This window comes from Tenacibaculum profundi, from assembly GCF_057162725.1.
The window spans coordinates 3291742-3316477 of record NZ_CM169894.1; the positions used below are offsets into that span (position 1 = coordinate 3291742).

17 protein-coding genes are annotated in these 24736 nt (G+C 31.5%); 5 read left to right on the top strand and 12 right to left on the bottom strand.

Annotated elements, in window-relative coordinates; genetic code table 11:
* The first annotated feature begins 111 nt into the window (after positions 1-111).
* Positions 112-747 carry a hypothetical protein gene (locus AC2GW8_RS13320; RefSeq protein WP_440880364.1) on the top strand — a complete coding sequence of 212 codons (636 nt, stop codon included), beginning with the start codon at positions 112-114 and terminating at the stop codon, positions 745-747.
* Between the two features lie 244 nt (positions 748-991).
* Complete coding sequence (locus AC2GW8_RS13325; RefSeq protein ID WP_440880365.1) at positions 992-2857, top strand: Ig-like domain-containing protein; 1866 nt, start codon at positions 992-994, stop codon at positions 2855-2857.
* Between the two features lie 43 nt (positions 2858-2900).
* Here AC2GW8_RS13325 and AC2GW8_RS13330 read toward each other — a convergent pair whose 3' ends face one another.
* From AC2GW8_RS13330 to AC2GW8_RS13360, 7 genes are all read right to left on the bottom strand, one after another.
* A complete protein-coding gene (locus tag AC2GW8_RS13330) occupies positions 2901-3440 on the bottom strand; it encodes a sigma-70 family RNA polymerase sigma factor (RefSeq protein ID WP_440880366.1) in 540 nt (179 codons plus the stop codon).
* Positions 3441-3979: 539 nt separating this feature from the next.
* Positions 3980-6172, bottom strand: coding sequence for a DNA/RNA helicase domain-containing protein (locus AC2GW8_RS13335; protein ID WP_440880367.1), 2193 nt, complete (start codon positions 6170-6172; stop codon positions 3980-3982).
* Complete coding sequence (locus AC2GW8_RS13340; RefSeq protein ID WP_440880368.1) at positions 6172-6501, bottom strand: nucleotide pyrophosphohydrolase; 330 nt, start codon at positions 6499-6501, stop codon at positions 6172-6174. The genes AC2GW8_RS13335 and AC2GW8_RS13340 overlap by 1 nt, the downstream gene beginning before the upstream one ends.
* A 224-nt stretch (positions 6502-6725) precedes the next feature.
* On the bottom strand, positions 6726-7415 hold the full coding sequence (locus AC2GW8_RS13345) for an AAA family ATPase (RefSeq protein WP_440880369.1): 690 nt from the start codon (positions 7413-7415) through the stop codon (positions 6726-6728).
* 400 nt (positions 7416-7815) lie between these two features.
* Positions 7816-9261: a M20/M25/M40 family metallo-hydrolase gene (locus AC2GW8_RS13350; RefSeq protein WP_440880370.1), complete on the bottom strand. Its 1446-nt coding sequence runs from the start codon at positions 9259-9261 to the stop codon at positions 7816-7818.
* 178 nt (positions 9262-9439) lie between these two features.
* Positions 9440-11212: a hypothetical protein gene (locus AC2GW8_RS13355; protein ID WP_440880371.1), complete on the bottom strand. Its 1773-nt coding sequence runs from the start codon at positions 11210-11212 to the stop codon at positions 9440-9442.
* A 35-nt stretch (positions 11213-11247) separates the two neighbouring features.
* Positions 11248-14268 carry a tetratricopeptide repeat protein gene (locus AC2GW8_RS13360; protein ID WP_440880372.1) on the bottom strand — a complete coding sequence of 1007 codons (3021 nt, stop codon included), beginning with the start codon at positions 14266-14268 and terminating at the stop codon, positions 11248-11250.
* Positions 14269-14396: 128 nt separating this feature from the next.
* Here AC2GW8_RS13360 and AC2GW8_RS13365 point away from each other — a divergent pair, with 128 nt between their 5' ends.
* A complete protein-coding gene (locus AC2GW8_RS13365; protein ID WP_440880373.1) occupies positions 14397-15086 on the top strand; it encodes a cell division ATP-binding protein FtsE in 690 nt (229 codons plus the stop codon).
* On the opposite strand, the gene AC2GW8_RS13370 is transcribed toward AC2GW8_RS13365, so the two are convergent.
* The 5 genes from AC2GW8_RS13370 to gyrB form a co-directional block, all read right to left on the bottom strand.
* A complete protein-coding gene (locus AC2GW8_RS13370) occupies positions 15076-16203 on the bottom strand; it encodes a hypothetical protein (protein ID WP_440880374.1) in 1128 nt (375 codons plus the stop codon). The genes AC2GW8_RS13365 and AC2GW8_RS13370 overlap by 11 nt on opposite strands.
* A complete protein-coding gene (locus AC2GW8_RS13375; protein WP_440880375.1) occupies positions 16196-17290 on the bottom strand; it encodes a glycosyltransferase in 1095 nt (364 codons plus the stop codon). Before AC2GW8_RS13375 ends, AC2GW8_RS13370 begins: the two co-directional genes overlap by 8 nt.
* Positions 17291-17515: 225 nt before the next feature.
* Entirely contained in the window at positions 17516-18442 is a 927-nt protein-coding gene (mdh, locus tag AC2GW8_RS13380; RefSeq protein ID WP_440880376.1) for a malate dehydrogenase, read from the bottom strand.
* Between the two features lie 364 nt (positions 18443-18806).
* Entirely contained in the window at positions 18807-19844 is a 1038-nt protein-coding gene (locus tag AC2GW8_RS13385; RefSeq protein WP_440880377.1) for a DUF6588 family protein, read from the bottom strand.
* Positions 19845-19961: 117 nt separating this feature from the next.
* On the bottom strand, positions 19962-21899 hold the full coding sequence (gene gyrB, locus AC2GW8_RS13390) for a DNA topoisomerase (ATP-hydrolyzing) subunit B (protein WP_440880378.1): 1938 nt from the start codon (positions 21897-21899) through the stop codon (positions 19962-19964).
* 531 nt (positions 21900-22430) lie between these two features.
* Between gyrB and AC2GW8_RS13395 the strand changes: the two genes are divergently transcribed.
* Both AC2GW8_RS13395 and AC2GW8_RS13400 read left to right on the top strand, forming a co-directional pair.
* Positions 22431-23600 carry a DUF3103 family protein gene (locus AC2GW8_RS13395; RefSeq protein WP_440880379.1) on the top strand — a complete coding sequence of 390 codons (1170 nt, stop codon included), beginning with the start codon at positions 22431-22433 and terminating at the stop codon, positions 23598-23600.
* 89 nt (positions 23601-23689) lie between these two features.
* A complete protein-coding gene (locus AC2GW8_RS13400; protein ID WP_440880380.1) occupies positions 23690-24649 on the top strand; it encodes a hypothetical protein in 960 nt (319 codons plus the stop codon).
* Positions 24650-24736 lie beyond the last annotated feature (87 nt).

Below are 24736 nucleotides of genomic sequence, written 5' to 3' on the forward strand. Positions count from 1 at the left end.
TAAATTTATCATGGCTAATTATAAATAAAAAACTGAATAGAGGAAATTTGTTTATTGTTTGTTTTTGTCAAATTATTATTTTTGATCTGCATTTAAAAAGATTACGCAGTAATGAAAGTTATTTTTCCCTTTTTCATGAGTATTATGATACCGTTTTTATCATATGCACAGCAAGATAATGTTGAGGTTATAGATGCTCAACGACCTACTTTAACAGAATCGTATTCGATTATTACACCAAATAAGCTACAATTTGAAAATGGATTGGATTTTTTTAATCATTTATCAGGTGTTCATTTTACTACTTTTTTAAGAGGTTCTATAACTAATAAAATAGAACTAAGAGTCGCTACTGATTATACAAGTTTAAATACAGCAGGCGTAAAATTTATGGTGATGAATCCTGAAAATACAAGTTATGGTATAGGTACTTCTTTTATTTACAATAGAGATTTAGTAAGTAATAAGAATGATTTCAGGTTGGCAATGTCCAAAAGTTTTAAAAATATATTTGTCAATTATAATCTTGGATATATTGATAATTTTTACAACATATTTTTAATTGGTACTCCTATTGGAAGTATGTTTGAATACTTTATCGAATATTATAACGACAGTGTTTTAAATCGTATTCATTCTGGTATTACATGGATCCCTCATAAAGATATTCAATTTGATATTAACGGGGGCTGGATGGATACTGATTCATGGTATGCAGGTATAGGTGTTTCATTTAGAATAAGGTAGAAAAAGTAAATATTAGATAGCACTTTTTGTGTTTGAAGAATAATAGAAAACTCTTTTTTAGGTCATATTTTAGTTGATCTGTTGGTTTTAATTAGAAGTATAATTTAACATATTAAAAATAGGAGCTTTCAATAATGATTTAAATTATTATCTTTGAGTAATTTAACCCCCCCCCCCCCCCACGTATAATATAATTAGTAATCACTAAAGAAACTTATTGATTGCAATTTTAAAAATATTTAGTATGTTAAATGTAGGGGTGTTCTCTTTTAAAAGTGTTAGGTTAGAATTCAAATCTTTAGTTATATTCTTAACACTATTTGTAAATCAAATAATCGTAGGTCAAATAGATCATTATAATGTTAGCACGGGGTATCGTGGATATGGCAATGAGAACGTAAATCATACCACCAATGTTGTCCTATCGTCTAATCTTCTCAATTCTTCAGCTCCTAGTGGGGGATATCGACTTTCATTTTCTTGGGCAGCCAATAATGGGCAAGAGGGAGAGGCTTGTTACTCAGGTGGAGAAAGCGCTTCTCTAGCTTTTCAGCTATTTGTAAATGGAATTGAATTTTGGTGGGCAAAAAGTCCAAGTAATCAGAATAGGGAGTCGGGAGATAATCAAGTTCGAAATGGTGCTAGTTGGGTTTCTGGTACAACAGGAAATTGGAATATGACTTGTAAATCACTTGCTCAAAATCCTAATATTTCTGCTGAGATTAGACTACCAACATGGGTTAATAAAATATCAAGTATTCAACTAAAATTGCACACTGTGAATCCTAATGGAAGAGGAGCTGATGATGGTATTTTAAGGTTGAATAGTGTTTTTAGAGGAAATGTAACAGGGGGTACTTGCGTTACTCAAACAGAAAATCCAAGAGTTGATACTGGATATCAGGGATATGGTAATGAAAATGTAAATCATACTACCAGTATTCCGCTATCTTCAACTATTACAAGTTCAACAGCTCCTTCTGGAGGTTACAGACTTCGATTTTCTTGGGCCGCGAATAACGGTCAAGAAGGAGAGGCATGTTATTCAGGAGGACAAAGTGCTTCACTCGCTTTTAGATTATTAGTAAACGGAACGGAGTTTTGGTGGGCGAAAAGTCCAAGTAATCAAAATGGAGAATCAGGTGATAATCAAGTTAGAAACGGTGCAAGTTGGGTTTCTGGAACAACCGGTATATGGCCCATGACCTGTAGGAGGTTAGCTCAAAATCCCAATCTTACTGCAGAAATACGTTTACCTAGCTGGGTAACCTCTATCAATAGAATAGAGTTAAAGTTAAATACGGTAAATCCTAATGGGAGAGGAGCTGATGATGGAATTTTAAGACTGGACAATGTTACTTATTGTCGTAAAACGAATACAACCAGCGCTGTAAACGATGGTTATAGTACTGACTACAATAGTATTTTAAAAGGAAATGTATTAGATAATGATAGTGATCCAGAAGGAAATACACAAACTGTAAGAAGCACTCCGGTAACCAACCCAAGTAAAGGGAATGTTGTTTTAAGCTCCAATGGAGATTTTACATATACACCAAGTCAAAATTATTCAGGAACAGATAGTTTTCGTTATCGAGTATGTGACAACGGAAACCCTCAAGCCTGTGATGAGGCAACAGTGACCATTACTGTAAGAAATTTTTCACCTCCCGATTACGCACCAACAATATATACACAAACAACTGTTGTTAATGGAAGTTCAGCTAATATTGATTTTGTTGTTGCTTTCGCTGAATCAAATGGAAATTTACCTAATATGGTTGATGCCATTGAATTTAGAATTGTAAACAGTAATACTTACACTTTAGACTTTGATACTGATTTGCTAGAATTGAATGGATATACTCTTAATAATTCTGACTGGGTATATACATTAGATGGCGGTTTGCATAAATTTGAATATAGAGGAAATGGAGGTGTTTTTCCTAGGAATTCATTGTCATATGTAGGAATAAAAGCCGTTTTTAATTCACCCAATAATTCTCAAGGAGAGGTGCCCTTAAAAGTAACGGTTAAAGGAAGCTCTGGAGGGCAAACCAATACCGTCAATGATAACGATCAGGACGTGATACGTTATAAAAATAAATAGGGGAAATTCAATTTGAAAATAGTTGGTAAATGATCACAATTTGTTACTGGCAAATTTTACAGTCATCTTTATCCTGAATTTCACCAACTAATTTGCCATTTTTATTCATAACAAAGCCGCAGCAATCCATAAACCCTTGTGCTATTAATTTTCGTGCTCTTTGGATTTGTGATTTCGTAGCAGCTAAACTTTGATTGAGTTGTTTAGCAATTTCCTGTTGCTTGAACCCTTTAATATCTGATAGAAATAGGGGCGTACGATATTTTTTGGGGAGATTTTTTAAAATAGCTCGCAAACAGTCTTGTTCAGTATGAGCATGATTTTCCTCCTCAGATGTTTCCTCAACATTGTGCGGGGTAGCTTTTTGACGGGACGTTTTAAAATAATCAATGATTGAATTTCTGGTAATACTAAAAATCCAAGGTTTTAATTTGGTGATGTCTTTAAGTGTATGAAGTTTTGTATGAATTTTTATAAACGTATCTTGCAGAATATCATCTGTAACACTTTGATCTTTTACTTTACTAAAGATAAAACGTTTTAAATCATCTGAATAGTTGCGCCAAACTTGTTTTGTTGTCATTCTATAAATTTACAAAAATACCGTTTATCAAAGCCAAATAGCTTTGATAAACGATGTTTCACACCATTTGATTACGATTTTAGTAATTAATTATATCGGGTGTTGGTTAACAATTACAATTAGTACACGTACAGTTAGTGCAGGTACAATTTTTACAGCTACCATTTGCACATCCATCACAGTTGCAAGAGCATTGATTTTTAAAGGTCATAATTATTGTTTTTATTATTCATATAATAGACGTATACTTTTTTAAAAAGATGCATTTAAAATAAATTTTTTATAGATTATTTTTTGAGAAAGTCGTTAAACCAGCATTTTGTTATGCTTATTGTATTTTGATATTAGTAGCTATTTTATTGTTAGAAAGTATATATGAAGTAAAGAAAGTAATCAAATTGACTAGAGCAAGTTTATTTAACAAAAGGAGGTAGCTATTTTATTGCCTCGTATAGTGAGTGTATTTTTAATATTTCGTGTATGGTGTCTTAGTAGTTCGAAGAATACTTTGAATAAAACACATTGTTATATTTTGGTTTTTAGTCTATTACACATTCAAAGATTCCTATTACTTTAAATGTAGACAAATCTTCATCTTTCAGTACTATATTTTTATATGAGCTGTTAGTAGATAAAGGTTTTAAAATAATCGATTGATGTTTCCAACCATCTTTATCTTCATATTTTTTACTTTCATATTCTTTAACTGTATAACATGAACCGAAATCGGAGTCATACATATTGGAGTTTTCAACTAAGACTATTTTACCATTTCTCGAACCTCCTGAATATTTTCTGAATAAGCATAATGCACCATTTGGAATTATCTTGTTCATAGACTCACCAATTACTTGACATGCAAATAAGTCTTTACTAGGTTTGATTTTTTTAGGAATTTTTAGCCATTCCATATCTTTTACTTGTTGTAATTTACCAAATACACCTGCTGCCACTTTTATGTTATAAAGTGGAATTGAATTTTCAAAAGGCTTGATATTACCAGTTTTTAATAATGTTTTGCTTTCATTCTGATTGGCTTTGTGTTTGTGTATAAAAAAATCAAAATGAGCTTTTAATAAGGGGTCACATACGTAAATGTACGTGCCTTTTATCCCCCTAAGCATAATAGTTTTGTATATATTTATAATAAAAGCTTTTAGTTCATTTGGGTCTTTAATGGATTGCTTCCCGTTTTTATCATAATAATTTTCTTCTTTTACTATAATTTCTTGTTTATCAGGGTCAAATGAAATTTCATTTCCGAAAATTATCCCAGAATAATTTAAGTCATAGCCTTGAGTAGTGTGTATACAGCCAACTTCATTAATTGCACCATCTGAATTAATCCAGTCATTTGATGTACCGTTCCATTTTAGGTGAACATCATTTATTTTGATATCAAAAGCATTTTTGTCTTTCTTTGATTTCCATTCCCATGAGTAACCAGCAATTAGCCTTGAAAGCCCACTTTCTTTATCACGTAGTTTTATTTGTTCAATCATAGTTTCTATTGAATCGAATAGAGTAAATTCGTACTCTTTAGAATTGAATTTTGCAGAGTCTAGATTTAACTTATTATTTAATAGAGAGTCTATGTACTCAACATAAGCATTTCCACCCTTTACTCTGAACTGAGATTTTAATTTTAGAATAGCGGTGTTTTTATCTTTTTTGATTAGGTCAAATTGTTCTTTTTTTACATCAGATGGCTTAATTGACTGTCCTTGATCATAGAATAATACAGTATGCTTAGATTGCATGGTTACCCAGTCCAATTCACTTGCATTATATTTATCAAGATCAAGTACTAGACAAGCTTTATCAAAAGCCCCGAAATAAGTGCCTAAGTTCACTCTTCTTCTTAACCTGTGGGACTCATCAACTACAAGTAAATCATATTTTTGTTTACTTACTTGAGCAGGCCCAATAACCATGCTGGCACTAAGTCCTTTTATACCTTTAAAAACTTTTTTTAATGTTGCTCTGAATGAGGTCATTGGTACAACTAATGCCATTTTAGGATCTGGAAGTATTTTTTTTATCTGATTAACTAAATCTAGATAAGTGTTTTCTTCTGCACCGAACTCTTTAAAACTAAAATCCTCTAATTGATTTGAAAGCATTTTAAACAAGAAAATGGCTAAAATTGTTTTACCAGTGCCAGCGCCTCCTTCGACAATAGTATTATTATATTTTTCTTTAGCAAGATTCTGTAAAATTTGAAGTAAACCTTGACTTTGTTCTTTAGTTAAACTTTTATAAGGTGAGTATTTAAAGAGGTCAGAATTGTTAATATGTTCTATTGAATGTTTAGATACTCCTTTTGATCTGAGTTGATTCCAAATCGTGTTAAAAATATCCCAGTATATCTCTTTTTTTTGATAATAATTGTGATTAGCAAGTCCAAGGTTTCCATTTAACAGAGTGAACTCATTATCCCCAGACATATATTTTATCAGATTGGATTCTATATCAAGGGTAGCAGATTTATTGAACTTTTCGCTTGTGATTAAATGGACAGATGAAAGTTTACTTTTAGTTTTATGTTTTAAGTGGGCTTTCATTCTAGAATAGGCATCAGTAGTCTCTCCAATATACGCTGTTTTGGTTTCGCCATCACTTAAAATGTAAACTAGGGGCCAAAGGTCTTTAGCAAAATGATTTGTGCTTAAATCTTCAAATAGACTGCTCTCAAAGTCGTAATGATTTATTTTAACTGGAGTTTTATTCATTAAAGCTCATTGTATTTTTTTGCAGTTCCTTTAGCTTTTTCCACGGGGTATTTTTCTGCGTTTTTCTTTATTTTGTCTAGTAGTATATTTTTGACATTAAACCCATATTTTTCAGCTAGCAGAAGTGAATAAGCAAGAACATCAGCTAATTCTTCTTTTACTTTTTCTTTATCTGCTTCTTCATGAGATTTCCATAAGTAGTTTTCTAAAAGCTCACCTGCTTCAATATTAAGAGCTAACGCGAGATCTTTTGGGTTGTGAAACTGCTCCCAATCTCTTTCATTTCTGAATTTAATCAGCGCTTCTGTTATTTCTTTTATGTCACTCATATTTTTTTGTTATTATTAATGAAATAAACATTTCGGTTATGATTAGTTCGGGATTAAAAGTAAAAAACTTTCCCGTTAAGAAACTTCCCAGAACTTTTTATTTTTTTAATTTTTTACTTTAAATCTGAATTTTAAAATTTGGCAATCTTTATTAATTAGCACAAAATTTGAGATCCACTTATTAACTTTATTATTTATATTGTCAGCTGTAGTTTTTAATTTTGTTATTTTTTAAATAACTCATGGAGCATTTTTTTAGGATTTTCTAGAAATGCTTTAGTTATTCTATAATGTTCAGTATCCTCATATTTTACTCTTGAGATTTTTTTGTCATTAAATTCATAGATAGTTGCCTTTGGATAGGCTAATAAAATTGGCGAATGGGTTGCTATAATAAATTGAGAAGAATCTGATGTTAAATCATTCATTCTTCTTAATAACGCAAGTTGACGAGTTGGAGAAAGAGCTGCTTCAGGTTCATCAAGTAGATAAATCCCTTTTCCTCCAAATCTATGAATCATTAGAGATAGAAAGGATTCCCCATGAGACTGCTCGTGCAGCGATACGGAACCGTAAGAATCAATAATTCGTGGACTACCTGGTTCTTTGTCTAAGTTTTCAATATTTGTAGCAACATTGAAGTAACTTTCGGCCCTTAAAAAATATCCATCTTTGGGTCTTTTATGAGATTTCGAAATTCTTAAGTATTCATTAAGATTTGAATGTGAATTACGTGTATTAAAGTTGAAATTTTTTGAGCCACCTTCAGCATTAAAACCCAACGAAACAGCTAGAGCTTCTAATAATGTTGATTTTCCACTACCATTTTCTCCTACAAAAAATGTAACTTCTTTACCTAACTTTAAAGAGTCAAGTTCACGTATTGCTGGAATTGAAAAAGGATAGCGTTCCATATTTTCAATTTTATTCCGTTTTAAAGATACTTCTATGATATATGGCAAGTTTTTCATTATAGCTAACTGGCGGATACACAAATTAGTATATGTTTCCATTACAAATATACTATTATTTGGAAATCAGAATATTTTGTTGTAAGCCAGTACTTTATGTTTTTTTACTTTTGTAAAGTAAACGTTTACAGGTTTTTATAAATAGTTGTAAACGTTTACCTCTCTGTCATAATTATGTTAAAAAAATCCCGTTTTTGAAGTTTTTTGTAATCTTTTGGTTTAAAGTGTGTTATTTGTTTTTGACATGACGCAATCATCTTTTGTTCCCATAAAATGAATACCGCTGTCTTATGAAACATCATTTCAAACGAGTATTAAAAGAAATAATAACAAGTAAATTAAACTATGGCTTCAAAGTATTTTTAGTGTATAGGTATTTATCCATTAAATAAATAATACTAGCCATTGAGGCACTTCCTAACTCAAGCTCGCGTTTATTTACTTTATCAAAAGTATCTGTTTCTGTATGATGATAGTCAAAATAGCGTTGCGAGTCTGGTCTGTATCCTATTAGAGTAATATGATCGTTTTTTAAAGGTTTAATATCGGCTCCAGCACCTCCTTTTAATAGATCATGTAGCCCGTAAGGGGCTAATAATTTTTTCCAACTTTTTACGAGGTCTACATTTTTCTCATTGGCGTCAATGGTAAACCCTCTGGGGGTGTGTCCGCCGGCATCCGCTTCTAAAGCACCAATATGTATTTCGTCATTTTCTTCGGCAAGTCGATTGTATTCTGTAGCACCCCGTAAGCCATTTTCTTCATTCATAAAAAAGACAACCCTCAGGGTGTTTTTAGGCTTTATACCATTCTTTTTTAATAAATAGGCTACTTCCAGTGACTGAACAACACCAGTACCGTCGTCGTGTGCTCCTTCACCTAAATCCCAAGAATCCAAATGACCACCGACAACCATGATTTTATCTGGATTTTCCGATCCATTGATTTGCCCAACTACATTAAAAGAAGGAGTGTCTGGTAAGGTTTTACAATTTTGTTTAAAATAGAATTTTAAGTTGGGCCTTTCTCTCAGGTGTTTGCTAAGATTTTCAGCAGCCCTAGAACTAATTGCTGCGGCAGGAATGTATTTGTTTTCTGGTAAATCTTTGTAGCTCATTGAGCCTGTGTGTGGGTAATCATCAATACCATTGGTCATAGAGCGAACAATCATACCAACGGCGCCAAACTTTCCAACAGTGGCAGCACCAGCAAACCGTTGTCCAACACACCCTCCATAAGCATGAAAAGTGTTAATTAGAGTATTATCAAAAGCGCCATTGAAAAAAACGATTTTACCTTTTGCTTTTTCGCCAAGAGCTTCCGCTTGGTCTAAACTTTTTACTTCAATTACTTCGGCTGTTATTCCTTCAGAGGGAGTTGCGATAGAAAAGCCAAGAGCACAAATAGGAACATTGACTTTTTTTCCGTTGTGTGTATAGTTTGCAATTTCTTTCTCGCCGCGAACCCAGTGAGGCACCATAACAGGTTGTAACCATACCGAATCTAACCCTACTTCCTTCATCACTTTTTCGCCCCAAACAACAGCTTTTGCAGCTTCTTCAGAACCTGAAAGTCGCCCTCCAATAGAAGTTAAATCTCTTAACCATTGGTAAGACTTACCTTCTGAAAGTACCGAGTTAAATAAGTGCTTAATATTGGTAGAATCTTTTTTTTCCTCGGCGGAAAGAGCTTTTGAGTTCTTTTGTTCCTGGGGTGTCTTGTGTTCCTTTTTACACGAAACAGTAAAAATACAAGCCATCGCCAGCGAAAGTATTGTTCGTTTTTTCATTTGTAAATTGATCATTTAATCTATGTAGTTGTTAAAGCTACGTAAAAATATGATAGTACTATAATTTAAATATGTTGCTGTTTTCTTGTAAATGTCTTTACTAACAAACCAAAAAGTCGAGGATTTATAGCTATTTAATCCTCGACTTTTTAATGATAATTATTTTGAAAATTGTTTGTTAAAATAAGGTGTCAAATTTCCAAGATATACCGGCCATTGCCTGAAAACCTTGCACTTGAAAATTAGTAAAGCGCTGGTAGTTATTACTAAGCACATTTTTAAGATTTAAGAAGACAGAAAAATCATCATGAAATTGATATCCTCCATTAAAGTTAATATCTATATAACTTTCTAAATCTACTGTGGTATAGGGAAAAGCACTGTTATTTTCATAAAGAATGCCTTTTCTATCACCTACGAAAAAGATATTGGCGCCAGCGTACCATTTTGATACTTTATATAAGCCCGCAAGTTCTCCTTTTATTTCAGGAGTATTCCACGGATGCTCAATATTTTCCAATGTAAATTGGTTGTACTGTAAATTGGCACTTAAGGCAAGGTCCTTAATTCCCTCAAAGGTAGCTTCTGCAGAAATAGTAACTAGTTTTACATTGTCATAAACTACTTTAAAAGAATTTCCGTATTCATAACCATAAAGTATAAAAGCATTTCCGTCGGTGGTTCTTTCTCCATTGGATTTTGAATGATTTAAAACAAAAAAGGGCATATCCTCAACATCAGAATAACTACCTTTTAAATTATAACCGAATTGTTGTCCCATTTTACCTCGAATGCCAGTAAATGCATTGTATTTTTCGTTAGTTTGAACAATATTCAAAGAAGGTGATAAGAAAGGGTTTTCATCAGTGAAATTTTTGTAACTGTTATTGTATAAGCCACCAGAAGCACCAACGTAAATATTAGCAAAGTTTTTAACAATTGGATGTGACAATAGTACATCCGGATACACCATTATATTATTAGTGTTGCTTTCGAGTTCAAGCGAAAAATAACCTTTGGCGCCTAGTTTAATTTCTAAATCATTTAATATAAATTCATAGGAGGGGTTTAAGCCGGCTGTAAAAAAACGATATTTCAACTCGTCTTGATTTTCATAGGCTTTATCGAACTTACTACCAATGTAGTTAAGGGTAGTTTTAAGAGATAAGTCATTAAGGTTTCTATGAATTCTATCCAATGAAAAATTAAAATCAGCCCCTAAATCAATATTAAATTCAGAGCTACTAAAGCCATCGGCAAAAAAAGAAATAGCACCATGCACTGTGTTAAGATAACTTTCGTCAAAATCAACACTACCATACAGTTTATAAGAACCAAAAGTTTGGCCTTCCTCAATGGCGTCTATTACACGATCTCTAAAGTTAATATTAGTAGGTAATCCATACCAATTGTATTTATCTCTATTAAGATCTAATCCAACTTTCCATGAAAAATAACGTTCCGATTGTTGATGATTTAAATCAAAATCAAGATTGTAGAAGGTACTACTTAATTGAGAGTTTTGAACCGGGTTTAAGGATAGTAAAAATTTAAAATAACCTGATAATTCACTCTCGTAGTTCATACTTCTTCTAAAATAACCCTCTAGGAAGGGAGCTGCCATATTGCCAAAACCAGCTGAGAGGTAATTGGCATAAAGTCTTTCACGTTTTCCGAGGTTAATTTTTTTTAATGAACCGCTTTTAGGAATGAAGGTAGAGGCTACAGGAACCGAATATATTTGATAATTAAGTTGTTTTTTTTCTGTTTCTTTAGTATGCGAAATAGTAGGCTTTTGCTTTATTTTAAAAGCGTCTGTGATTTTTGGAACATACGAAGTTACTACCTTAACAACTTCTGTTTTTACAGAATCTTTTACTTTTTGTTTTTTATCTTGAGCATTTATAATAGTTGTCACAAACACAACAAGTAACCATATATACTTTTTCATTGTTATAAATATTTAGCTTTGAGTTGTAACAATTATTAATTTTGTTTTGTTACTGATTCGTTGGTTTTTGCTTCTTTTATTTTTATTGTACTGAGTTGATTTTGAGCTTCTTCAGTAACATCAGGGAATTGCTTGAAGTTTTTTATTATATTTTCTAAGATATAAGTAGCTTGATAGGCATCTTTTAAAGCATAATAATTTTGAGCCATTATAACATAGCTTTTAACTCCCCAATATTTATAATTAGAATAATTAGCAATCAAATCTTGTACTGCTTGATTAGAGTCTTCATATGCTTTTTCGTCGTTTAAGAAAAAAGCATTGTAATAAAGACACTCAGCTTTTAACTTCCCGGAGGCACTTTTTCCGACTTCATGATAGAACTCTCTTGCCTTTTCATATTCATTGGTTCTAATAGAAGCACGTGCAATTATTATATTGGCATCTTCATTAACTTTTTTATCTACTTTCGGATTTTCAAGCACCTTCTCAGCATATTTTATAGCCTTTGCATATTCCTCACTTTCATAGTATCCTTTCATTAAATTGCTTTGCGCAAAAACAAGATTTTGTGGGTAATTGGCTTCATTTTCTAATTTATTCAGTACTTCAATTCCGTTTTTCCAGTTACCATTGTCTAAATAAATCTGCGCTAACTTAGCCAGTGATTCTTCTGTAAACTCATTTTTGGGTTGCTCTGTCACAAAAGAATAATGAGGAATGGCTTTATTTTCACTTCCTATTTTACTTAAAGACTGAGCTAAGTAAAAGTTAGCTTTTAGAGCATTTAATCCATTAGGAAAACGTTGAAGATAATTTGAAAAACCTGAGATGGCTTTTTCTGTGTTATTTTCTAAAAATTTATTTTCTGCGGACTGGAATGTTGCATCATCCAATTCGGTATCTGAAACATTTACAAATTTTATGTTTTTAACCCAAATAGCATATTCTTCAACTTTTCCTATATCGATATAGACATTTTTTATATTTGTTATAGCTTGACGAGACTCTGGAGAACTAGGAAACTTTGAAACAACAGCTTTATATTTTTCAAGCGCTTTATTGTTATTACCATTATTATAAAATAATAAGCCTTGCCTTAATAGTACGTTTGGAACATAGCTACTTTTGGGATGTTTTTTAAGTAATCTGTCATAGGTTGCTTGGGCGCTATCATCATTTCCTTTAGCGTTAAATGTATTTGCGACTTGATACAACGCATCATCTCTAAGCTGTGAATTTTGATAATTATTACTAACCTTTTGAAGGTTGGTTATTTTTTCATCACTTTTACCTAAAAAACCATAACTCATACCGGTTTGGTATTGCGCATAGTCAGCTCCAGCACCACCTTCTTCAATAACTTTTTTATATGCTAAAATTGCTTTTTCATAATTTTTAGAAGCATAAAAAGAATCTCCTAATCTGTTAGAGGCATCGTCATTTAAATCTGTATCATCACTGTTTTTACTTAAAAAAGCCTCAAAATATTTTGCTGCTTCTGGATAGTTTTTTAGTTTAAAATGAGCGTAAGCAATATTGTAGTGTAATTGATTGAATTCCTGGGTGTTATTTTCTAAAACTAAAGAAAAATAAGTAAGGGCTTCTTCATAATTTCCTTTTAGATACGAAGTTTCAGCTAACCAATAATTAGCTCTGTTAGCAATCTCTGTATTTTCAGCTTTTGAAGCATTTGTAAAAAACGAAACTGATTCAGCAATTTTTTGTTCATTGAATAGTTGAATTGCTCTGTAATACGATACTTCATTTACAAGAGCATCATTTCTAGTGTTTTTATTTTGCGTTAAATATTCTAGTGCTCCAACATAATCTTGTTGATGTAAATAGGAAGTGATCAGTAGTTCTTTTATACTTTCAGTTTCACTTGATAATGGGTATTTTTTTATGAATTCTTTAAGAACCTCAGGAACACTTTTGTACGGGTTTCCTTGTTCATAACTCAATTTTGCGTAATTTAACCAAGAACTTTCCGTAATTTTTGAATCGAAATCCATTTCACTCGAATTTTTAAAAGCGTTCAATGCTTCCGCTTTTTTGTCCAGTTCTAAATAACATTCTCCGAGGTGATAATAAGCATTTTGAGCTACTTTGTTTGTGCCACCAATAATTTTGTTAAAATTATTGATGGCAGTTTCATAATCTTTTTGTTTATAGTAGGCATAACCTAAGTAATAATAGTCTGTATTTGTCCATTTTCCTCCTTTTCCTCTGTATTTCTTTAAATAAGGAATTGCCAAATCGTATTTCTTTAAGTTAAAATAACTTTCACCTATTATTTTAGAGATTTGAGACCTCTTGTTTTTGTCTTTTGTAGATTCAAGTAATTTTTCACCAATTTGAACCGATTTATCAAAATTTCCACCTTTAAAGCTTATATCAAGAATATAATAATTTGCTTTTGATTGATACGTGGCATCATTCGCAAGTTGACTTAAATTATTTTCAGCTTCTCCAAAGTTTTCTTGCTTATAAGCAACGTAACCATAATAGTATCGAGCGTCGTTACCATAAACAGGATTTCCTAGCAATCTTTTGAATCGTGATTTGGCATCTTTGAGATAATTTGAAACTAAAAGAGAGTACCCCATTTTATAGTTTAACTCATCTTTTTCTTCTTGGTTAAGAAGATTTTCATTTACCTTTTGATACCAACGTAATGCATGTGATGCCTTGCGATTGGCAAAATAATAGTTACCGACTTTTAAAAAAGCAGTTTCCTTTTTGTTATGGTATGGGTGATTTTTTACAAAACCAAGTATTTTTTGATTGGCATTATCTTGGGTGAGTTTTATAGCGCACATAGCATCATAAAAATCAGCATTTCCTTTTAGTGTTGAGTTTGAAGGAGCCTTTTTTGAGGCATTTATAAATAATTTTTGAGCAGGAGCGTAAGCCTTGTTATTATAAAGTTCTAAAGCTTTATAATAGTCAGAACTATTATCTACATTCAGAGCAGTTTTTTGAGCAACTCCTTGCCAAGTCTCAACCAGTATTAGTAGAAAGAAAATTTTCTTTCTAAAACAATTAAATCTCATATTTTTTAGTTAACTAGAAACTATAACGTTTGTTTTTTGTATTTGTTTGCAGAATTATCTATCAAAAGTAATAAATGTTATATAGAATTAAATAATAAAATTTAATTTTGTAAAAATAATGTATGTTTATGGAATCACCTGTTTTACAACTTGAAAAGGCTGATATTTATCAGCGTGACAATTTAGTGTTATCTAAAGTCGATTTTACGCTTCATAAAGGAGACTTTTATTATTTAATTGGAAAAACAGGAAGCGGAAAAAGTAGTTTGCTAAAAACATTGTATGGCGATTTGAAGTTAATTCGAGGCTTAGGCAGCATTGTAGGTTTTGATTTAAAGAAAATGAAGCAAAAAGATATACCTTTTCTGAGAAGAAAACTGGGGGTTGTATTTCAGGACTTTAAGCTTTTGAGTGATAGAAATGTATATGAAAATTTGGAGTTTGTGCTAAAGGCAACAGGTTGGAAAAACAAGAATGATATGAAAGAGAAAATATACGAAGTGCTTAACAAAGTTGGAATGAAGGAAAAGTATTACAAAAAAACTTTTGAGCTTTCTGGGGGAGAACAACAACGTGTGGCTATAGCTAGGGCACTCTTGAATGACCCAGAATTGATACTTGCAGATGAACCAACAGGGAATTTAGATCCTAAAACATCACTTGAAGTTATGGGGTTGTTAAATGAAATTCATCAAAGTGGAAAAACAATTCTAATGGCAACTCATGATTATCAGCTTATTGTTAAATTTAAACAGAAAACAATGAAGTGCGAAGGAGGAGAGCTTTTTGAAGTCGTGCAACAACATGCTACAACTTAAAGATAATTGACTGGATACTAGCCGCAGCATTTACTGGGCAAAATTCTTTGAGTTTACGTTTTCTTTTTTTTCTGTCATTTTGAATAAACTCTTTGTAAAGAAGATTTTTTGTCTGTTCTAGTATTGCCTGTTTTGAGTTTGCCAAATGGCATAAGTCTTCAAGCCCAGTATCATCAATCATTTTAGTATTAGCGATAATGTGTTTGCCCTTGAATAAGCAATTCATCAATTTTAGTTTTATTCCAGTTTTTTGAAACGTAATAAGAATGTTTATTTGCGCCTTCGCTAGTAGTTCAGATAAATTATTTTTATCAGTGATGTTTTTAAAAGAAATGTTTTTATGCTTCGCTATTTGTTTTAAAATACGTTTTTTTTCAAAACTACTTGCTATCACGAGTCTGTAGGGTGAGTTTTTAAAAATATTTATCAAATAGATTGATGCTCTAATATTATCTGGTACACGAAGATCTCCATGATAAAGAAGAAATTTTTTAGTATTTGAGGAAATAGCAATAGAAGGTGTTGTGGTAGGGTGAAAGACAGGGATATATTTAGTTTTATATCCATATTTGGTTGAAAAATATTTTTGATCTGCTTTTGATATGGTAAATATTCCTTCGACTTTATCTAGTATTTTCTCATATTTTTTTAGCTTCAGGCCTTCTGTCCAGAAAAATATCTTTTTGAATATATTTTGTTCACTTTTACACAAGCCAAAATAAAATTGATGTTCAATATTATGCGTTCTCACAAATGCTCTTTTACACAATGCTTCATTATAAACAAGTGGAGAAGTGGTATGAAGTCCTTCAAAAATAATTGGGTAATGATTATTTTGTAATCTTTTAGTAAGTTTTTTAGAAGTTCTTGATACGATAATAAAAGGAGTTAACGAAAAAAAGTGTTTGAGGCTTCTTTTTCTATCATAGTAATAAACTTCTGTGCATAAATCATTGAGTTTTTTATTTTCTTTTCTGCTTCCGTATTTATAGGTATGCAAAATAATTTGACAACCAATTTCATTAAGCTTTTTGATTTTGTAGTAAATATCAATGACGCCTCCATAATTTGGAGGGTAAGGAATGTCAAAGGCCACTATGATAATAATATTATTCAAAAGAGTTAAATATTCGTTTTATAATAATTTCTTCGTTACCCCAAGTAAGTTCTTTTTTTGCATTTTTCAAATTTGCTGAATAATTTTTATTTAGGATATACTCAATTTTCTCAGCAAGTCTCTCTGGTGTTCTCTCTTCTAGAACTTCACCTATTTTATATTGATGTACTATTTTTTTCATTTCAGGAAGATTTGAAGTTATGACAGGGATTTGCGCATGTATATAATCGAATATTTTATTTGGTAAAGAATATCGATAACTAAGTCCTAAGTCCTCTTCAATACTTATGCCTACATGTGCTAAAGGAGTGATGTCTTTTAATTCTTGTGGTGCTATTTTTCCTAAAAAATAAACTTTATTGTTCAAGTTTTTCTGACTAACTAATTTATTAATTTCTTCAAAGATATCGCCATGACCTATGATTAAAAAGTAGCAATCTGTAAGGATGTCAATTGCTTCAATCATAAGTTCTATGCCTCTACCGACGTTAACAGCTCCTTGGTATAACACTATTTTTTTTTTAGTTATTTTAAAAGGAACTTTAGTAAAGTTCCTTGTTTTAGTCTTGGATAGAATAGGAATATTTCGAACAACATTAAAATGAGTATTGTATTCTTCCTTATAATAATGCGCAATGCTGTCGCTAACGGTATAACAATTTTTTAAATACGGGAGTAAAATTCTTTCAAGGGTTTTCCATATTTTTTTTTTAAAAGGGCGTTGTAAAAGTTCTGGAATTTCAGGAAATAATTCGTGGCTATCGTATACAAGCTCTTTATTTTTTATTCTACTAACTATAAAATTTGGAAGTAAAGTATCTAGATCATTAGCAAGAAGAATGTCACTTTTTGAAAAAAGTAAATAAAAGAATAAACGAATATTAAATTCGATATAAAATAAAACTCCTTTATTGAATAGTAATTTAAAGCGTTTGATTGGGTAGTGCCTTTTTAGATTTTTACTATTCGATAATTTTCTTCCAACTAAGCTTACATCATATTTTAAATTATAGAGTGTATCGCATACTTTTGACACTCTTTGGTCATTAGCGACATCATTGGTAACGGAAACTATTATTTTTTTCAATGAAGATCATTTATGACGAAAGATAAAAAACAAAACCCACTTCTAAAAAGAAGTGGGAAAATTGCTATGAAAAACTATGAAAAAGAAACATTATCGATGTTCCTTTGATTAATAAGACGTTTGTTTAAATATTAACTTACACCTTTCAAATAGTTTTTACTAAAAAAGACCTTAATAAATTTATTATTAGGTCTTTTTTAGTAAATAGATGAAAAAAGCTTTCTTTTAAAAAGTTAAAGCTTCATTATTTTTCTTTACTGCAGCAGCAGAGTCACTTAAATGTTTTTTCTCAGCATCACTCAAGTTGATTTCCACAATCTTTTCGATACCATTTTTACCTAATACAACAGGCACTCCTATACATAAGTCTGAAAGACCATACTCTCCTTCTAACAAGGTAGAGCAAGGAAAAATCTTTTTTTGATCGCATGCGATCGCTTGAACTAAACCAGAAACGGCAGCTCCAGGAGCGTACCATGCAGAAGTCCCTAATAATTTAGTTAAAGTAGCGCCTCCTACCTTAGTATCTTCTTTAACTTGAGTTAATCTTTCTTCAGATAAGAATTCAGAAACAGGAACTGAGTTTCTAGTAGCTAAGCGTGTTAAAGGAACCATTCCTTTGTCCGAGTGGCCACCAATAACCATTCCGTCAACATCAGAAATAGGAGCTTCTAATGCTTCTGCTAATCTGTATTTGAATCGAGCAGAATCTAAAGCGCCTCCCATACCTATAATTCTATTTTTAGGTAATCCTGTTGTTTTATGTACCAGATACGTCATTGTATCCATAGGATTGGAAACAACAATAATCATAGTATTTGGAGAGTGTTCTATTAAGCTTGCAGAAACAGATTTTACGATACCAGCATTGATACCTAATAACTCGTCGCGAGACATCCCTGGTTTACGAGCAATACCAGAAGTGATAACACAAATATCAGAGTCAGCCGTTTTACTATAATCTCCAGTAGTTCCAGTAATTTTGGTATCAAACCCATTTAAAGAAGCAGTTTGCATTAAATCCATGGCTTTACCTTCAGCAAAACCTTCTTTAATGTCCACTAAAACAACTTCTGAAGCAAAATTTTTAATAGCAATATACTCGGCGCAACTTGCACCTACAGCACCTGCTCCTACAACTGTTACTTTCATTTTTTTATTATTTAGTTAAGATAATTTATTAATAAGATGCACAAAAATAGCGATTTGCTAAGGGATAAAAAATAAAAGACCACCTAAATTTAGGTGGTTTTAACAAAAATTAGTCGTATTCGAAAATTTTAAACTTTTTAACAAAGGGGTAAATTATTAAGTAAATTTGTTGACGTTATATTGCTATTAAACTTCCATTGTCTTTATTTCTGTTGCGTTACAATAGTCTTTAATTTATCGGTTGTTATACCCAGGCTTGTTTTAATTTAAAATTAATTTTTTGTTTTTTTATGGTATTGATTTATATAAAATTTAAACTCAGCTTTAGTTAGCGCTTGAAGATGTTAAAATATTTCGATTTATTTTATCTAAAACTAAAGGCAATACCAGCATTTATGGTATTGTATTCTTGTAGAGAATAACTTCCGTATAATTTAAAAAAACCGAGACTTACCCTTGTGCCAATGGTTGCATTTATGCTCCCAGAGCTTGTTTTTATTGAGAAAGGATCAGTAATTGATTCCTCAACATCCGGTGCTCCGTTAATCGAAGTGTTATAGTTTAATGTGTAATTTCCAAGCATATTGAGTCGAATACTACCTCCATTATAACCGATGCCTCCAAAAACGTTTAATACAGGGAAGTTTAATGATGCAATAGCTTGAATTGTGTATGTATTTAAGCTAAAATTCGCAGAAGCATTTTGAGTAGAAACATCATTATTCACATTTCCAATTTCATAGTTAACCCCCATGTTTGAATAGGCTGCCAATATCGAAATATGTAAAGGAGTTTTATCTAAAGGACCCAATAATTCTGTAATTTCTTTTTTAATACCCAGTCCAAATATATCAGTTTTTACATCCTCAGAACCAACTTTTGGAACATACCGAATAATTAAATCAAGTTTAAATGGCAACCCAAAACCGACTTGAATAGCTGGAGCAGGAATAGTGTTTGCAGGAAGGTCTTCTTTTATTCCTGTTGGCATTGTAAAATTAGCAGAAACATTTTGTCCTTCTATTTGTGTAGAATATTGAAATTGTGCCGGACTTATTGAATTGCTACCAGCTACTGTTGGAGATGAAGTAGCTCCATTAGTTGTTATTGTATTGTTAGATAACTCAAGTTCAGCAATAGAAAATAGTTCTTCTTCGTTAGGAATAGTAGCAAAATTAGCACCGATAGAAATATCAAATCCAAATTTTTTATGAACTTTTGCGGTGTGGTACCAGCCATTGTTCATAGCGAAAATAAGCCCTTTAAAAGATGGGTTTAAATAAGCTTTTGTTAATTTCTGGGCATCATCTTTGGCAAGCAGAATTGTCTCTAATTCTTGTGAATATGAAGTAGAATAGAAAATAATTAATAGGAAAAGACTGATTTTTTTAAAGGTTTTCATTTTAAGTAAGATTGTGGTGTAGGGGTTAGTAAATTATCTTTAAGTTAAAATTTATATCACGAGATAAAAAACTTATATAAAAAAAACCTCAATTTTTGTTGAGGTTTTTAATATTATTTAAGCATCAATATTCGCATATTTAGCATTTTTTTCAATAAAATCTCTTCGAGGAGGAACGTCATCACCCATTAACATGGAGAAAACTCGATCAGCTTCAGTTAAATTGTCAATGGTTACCTGACGTAGCGTTCTGAATTCGGGGTTCATAGTTGTATCCCATAATTGCTCTGCATTCATTTCTCCTAGTCCTTTATATCTTTGAATATTAGCACCTCCACCTAGCTTTTGAACAATTAGATCACGCTGGTTATCATCCCAGGCATATTCTTTCTTCTGCCCTTTTTTTACAAGATATAATGGTGGCGTCGCAATATAAATATAGCCTTGTTCAACCATTTCTCTCATATAACGGAAAAAGAATGTTAAAATTAAAGTAGCAATGTGAGAGCCATCAACATCGGCGTCACACATAATTACGACTTTATGATAACGAAGCTTGGATAAATTTAAAGCTCTGGGATCTTCTTCAGTACCGATGGTAATTCCTAATGCGGTAAACATATTTTTGATTTCTTCATTTTCAAAAACTTTGTGTTGCATTGCTTTTTCCACATTTAAAATTTTACCTCTTAAAGGTAATATGGCTTGAAAATTTCTATCTCTACCTTGTTTAGCAGTACCACCTGCCGAGTCTCCCTCTACTAAAAATATCTCACAAGTTGCAGGATCTGTTTCAGAACAATCTGATAATTTACCAGGAAGTCCGCCAATACTCATCACTGTTTTTCGCTGAACCATTTCACGTGCTTTTTTAGCAGCGTGTCTAGCCTGGGCTGCTAAAATTACTTTTTGTACAATGGTTTTGGCATCGTTAGGGTTTTCCTCCAGAAAGTCATTCAACATTTCAGCAACTGCTTGAGAAACGGCTGAGGTCACTTCACGGTTACCTAATTTCGTTTTTGTCTGACCCTCAAATTGAGGCTCTGCAACTTTTACAGATACAATTGCTGTTAACCCTTCACGAAAATCATCACCTGAAATTTCAAATTTTACATTTTTTAACAATCCGGACTCATCAGCGTATTTTTTCAAGGTATGTGTTAGACCACGACGAAAACCAGAAAGATGCGTTCCTCCTTCATGCGTATTTATATTGTTTACATAAGAATGAAGGTTTTCTGAATACGATGTATTATAAACCATGGCAACTTCTACCGGAATTCCATTTTTTTCTCCTTCCATTGCAATAACATCAGAAGTCAATTGTTCTCTAGTACTGTCTAGAAACTTGACAAATTCTGATAGTCCTTCTGTGCTATAAAAAGTTTCGGAAAGATAATTCCCTTCATCGTCCTTCTCTCTTTTATCTGTTAAAACAACAGTAATACCTTTATTAAGGTATGCGAGCTCTCTCATACGAGCGGCTAAGGTGTCATAATTATACTCGGTAGTTTGTTGAAAGATACTTTTGTCTGGTAAGAAAGTTACTTCAGTACCTGTTTTGTCAGTACCACCAACGGTCTTAACTGGGTATAATGTTTTACCTCTTTCGTATTCTTGTTCCCATATTTTACCATCCCTATGTACGGTTGCCTTTAAGTGATCAGACAAGGCATTTACACAGGATACACCGACACCGTGTAACCCACCAGATACTTTATAAGAATCTTTATCAAATTTACCTCCAGCTCCAATTTTGGTCATAACTACTTCAAGAGCAGATACTCCTTCTTTTTTATGAAGCCCCACAGGGATTCCTCTTCCATTGTCTCTGACCGTAATTGAATTATCTTCATTTATATCAACAGAAATCTCGTCACAATGACCTGCAAGTGCTTCATCGATAGAGTTGTCAACAACTTCATATACTAAATGGTGTAGACCACGAACTCCAACATCTCCAATATACATCGAAGGACGCATTCGTACATGCTCCATTCCTTCAAGCGCCTGAATACTATCGGCAGAATAATTGTGCTTTTTTTCTTCGCTCATACTATTGAGTTTTTATTTCTATTTTTTTCTTATACTTTTTGGGATGACAATAACTTAATGGAATAAGAGTTTTATTCCTACGAAAAGTAAATTATGTGAAATCCCCCAAAAAAGATTATCAAAATGATAATCAATTTAACATACAAATTTACATTTTTTGATTCTTAAAATAAAGTTTTTAAGAGGCTTTATTTTGTCAAAATACAAAATATGTTGTTTTTCAAAAAAGTCCTTTAAAACCACTTAAAATGATTAAATAAGCTATTTAACAGTGTTTTTTATTTTAAAAAAAAAAGAAGTAGTGGAATAGTAGCTAAAAAGACCTTGTTTTTAAAAAATAATAAATCTTAAAAAAAAACAGTTGACCTCTTTTTTTTGTAAAAAAAATAATTTTTATGGCTTAATGTTGTTATTTTTTTTTCATATCTATTTTTTTGTTAGTTTTTGTTTAAAAAAACAACTTTTTTTTTGGTTGTTATTTCTTTGTTTTATAATTTTCTTCTTGAATATAATAACCTAAATTAGAATTAAATGAAAACCCTTCAATTTTTATTTAGAGGTCTTTTGACTTCTATGATCTTTGTTAGTTGCAACAATGAATCTTCAGAAATCGTTACACAAGATGAGCAACAAAATTCAATTAGTATTAATAAAAAAGAAATTGCTTTTAACCTTATTACGTTGATGAAAAATGATGCGTTTAAAAATGAAACTTTAAATGCACTTAATAATCAAAAACCAAGTGTTTTGCTATCTAAAATACTTAAAAAATCAGCGTCTTATGTTAATGATGAAAAAGCATATCAGAAGCTTCTTAAACAATCAACCAGTTTAGAGAAGAAAGCTTCTTCTAAAAAAGCCCCAGAAAAGATTGAGATTTTAGAAGTTTGGTTACATAATCCTCAAAAAAGAAAAAACTTATCCAACGTTTTATTTTCTTTTTCACCAGAAGGAGATGAGAAAAATTGGGAGCATTTGGTTGCTTATACACTTGATAAAGAAGAGGTTATTTTAGATGCAAAAAAAGCACCAGATAGGCCTGTAATTGTTATTGAAACAAATGGCTATGAAGCTCTAAAAAAAGAAGTTTACCATATGAATAAATATCTGAGGGAAGAAGGTGTTCAAAATCAGAGGTTTAATAAGAGTGATGCAGAGTTGAACAAGATGTTTTCAGGAAAAAATGCATTAGAAACAACGAAACTTGATAAAATCAGATTAAATAACGATGAAGAGCCATGGATTTCAGGAGCAGCTGAAATATACGCGATAACATCAGGTATAAAAGATGGTGGAAATAAGCCTGAAATAAAAGTGATTCCTATGTATTATTTGGATTATGATGAAACAGATTATTATCCAAATCAAATATTACTTTTTTGGGATGATTACAAATATCAAGCAGCGAATATTCAGTTATTTGAAAAAGACGATAATATAAATTATAAAAACTTAGTAACTACTATTGTCAATGGAGTCTTTCAAATAGTAGGTACTGTATCAACCCAACCATGGATTGGAGTTTTAGGACAAGTAGCTGGAGCAATTATTCAAGCTATGCCAAATGACTGGTATACTAATAATGACGATTATGTTGACTCTTTTTATACCATTGAAAAATATAAAGAATATCGAGATTATTGTGGGGCAAGAAAAAATGCAACAGTAGCTTTAAGTCCTTTTTATGTTTCTCCAAATTAATAACTAAGTAACACTTATAAAATAAAGCCTTTGAAGTAAAAGCTTCAAAGGCTTTGTTTTTTTGGTTTTAATTCAAAATTTATCATTTTATGTTTCAAGACCTTTTACTAAGTCAAATCAGAAAAAAAAACGCATCAAAGTCAATCATAGAAGAAATTTCAAAGGCTCTGGATATAAGTTATGATGCAGCACATAGAAGGGCTAGTTTGAAAAGTAAAATTTCTTTAGATGAAAGTGTTTTATTGGCTAATTATTTTGGTTTGTCGTTAGATTCGCTATTTGGTCAGGCTAATCATGGTTTTATTTCTATACAAAGAACCCCCCAAATACATAACGAAAATCAATTGGAAGAATATCTTAAAGGTTCTTACAAGTCATTAAAAAAAATACTTAATAAAAAAACAGCTAAAGTATTTTATTCCGCTAAAGACATTCCTGTTTTTCATTTATTAAAATCAAAAGAACTATGTCGGTTTAAAATTTATCTTTGGCTCAATTCATTTAGCAAAGATAAGGATAGTACCCCCTTCCATAAGTTCTATCCAAAACTCTCTACTGTTCAGGTAATAAACGATTTAATAGGCTTGTATAATCAAGTGTCTGTATCGGAAATATGGGATATAACCACAATTAATAGTTTATTAAAACAGGTCTATATTTTTTTTAAGAAAGGAAAGATAGCTGTAAAAGAAGCAATTATATTGTGTGATTCTTTAAAAATAGTATTGAAGGAAATTGTAAGTAAAGCGGTATTATCAAATAATAACTATAGGCTTTACCAAAATGAACTACTATTAGTAAATAATAACGTGTTGATTTGTAATGAGTATGAAAGAGCCCTTTTTGTGCCAAGTGGAATGCTTTCTTATTTTAAAACAAAGGACGAAGAAATCTGCGATAGAGCTTTAAAATATTTTGACAAACAAACTGAAAATTCTAGATCTCTGGATACTTATACAGAAATAGATCAAGATTTATTTTATAAAACTTTGGTGAAAAAGATAGAGGTTTTAATACGTCTATTGAAAGATGAAAAGACATGTGCTTAATTTTCTTGATAATTTTTCAAAGAGTTTCCATAAAAAAGACTGCCTAATAAGCAGTCTTTTACAATTTAAAAACCTATAAAATTTCAA

What these genes read in the sequence shown, in the direction of transcription:
- AC2GW8_RS13320 (WP_440880364.1), top strand. Translation starts at nt 112, where the DNA reads ATGAAAGTTATTTTTCCCTTTTTCATGAGTATTATGATACCGTTTTTA.
- AC2GW8_RS13325 (WP_440880365.1), top strand. Translation starts at nt 992, where the DNA reads ATGTTAAATGTAGGGGTGTTCTCTTTTAAAAGTGTTAGGTTAGAATTC.
- AC2GW8_RS13330 (WP_440880366.1), bottom strand. Translation starts at nt 3,440, where the DNA reads ATGACAACAAAACAAGTTTGGCGCAACTATTCAGATGATTTAAAACGT.
- AC2GW8_RS13335 (WP_440880367.1), bottom strand. Translation starts at nt 6,172, where the DNA reads ATGAATAAAACTCCAGTTAAAATAAATCATTACGACTTTGAGAGCAGT.
- AC2GW8_RS13340 (WP_440880368.1), bottom strand. Translation starts at nt 6,501, where the DNA reads ATGAGTGACATAAAAGAAATAACAGAAGCGCTGATTAAATTCAGAAAT.
- AC2GW8_RS13345 (WP_440880369.1), bottom strand. Translation starts at nt 7,415, where the DNA reads ATGGAACGCTATCCTTTTTCAATTCCAGCAATACGTGAACTTGACTCT.
- AC2GW8_RS13350 (WP_440880370.1), bottom strand. Translation starts at nt 9,261, where the DNA reads ATGAAAAAACGAACAATACTTTCGCTGGCGATGGCTTGTATTTTTACT.
- AC2GW8_RS13355 (WP_440880371.1), bottom strand. Translation starts at nt 11,212, where the DNA reads ATGAAAAAGTATATATGGTTACTTGTTGTGTTTGTGACAACTATTATA.
- AC2GW8_RS13360 (WP_440880372.1), bottom strand. Translation starts at nt 14,268, where the DNA reads ATGAGATTTAATTGTTTTAGAAAGAAAATTTTCTTTCTACTAATACTG.
- AC2GW8_RS13365 (WP_440880373.1), top strand. Translation starts at nt 14,397, where the DNA reads ATGGAATCACCTGTTTTACAACTTGAAAAGGCTGATATTTATCAGCGT.
- mdh (WP_440880376.1), bottom strand. Translation starts at nt 18,442, where the DNA reads ATGAAAGTAACAGTTGTAGGAGCAGGTGCTGTAGGTGCAAGTTGCGCC.
- AC2GW8_RS13385 (WP_440880377.1), bottom strand. Translation starts at nt 19,844, where the DNA reads ATGAAAACCTTTAAAAAAATCAGTCTTTTCCTATTAATTATTTTCTAT.
- gyrB (WP_440880378.1), bottom strand. Translation starts at nt 21,899, where the DNA reads ATGAGCGAAGAAAAAAAGCACAATTATTCTGCCGATAGTATTCAGGCG.
- AC2GW8_RS13395 (WP_440880379.1), top strand. Translation starts at nt 22,431, where the DNA reads ATGAAAACCCTTCAATTTTTATTTAGAGGTCTTTTGACTTCTATGATC.
- AC2GW8_RS13400 (WP_440880380.1), top strand. Translation starts at nt 23,690, where the DNA reads ATGTTTCAAGACCTTTTACTAAGTCAAATCAGAAAAAAAAACGCATCA.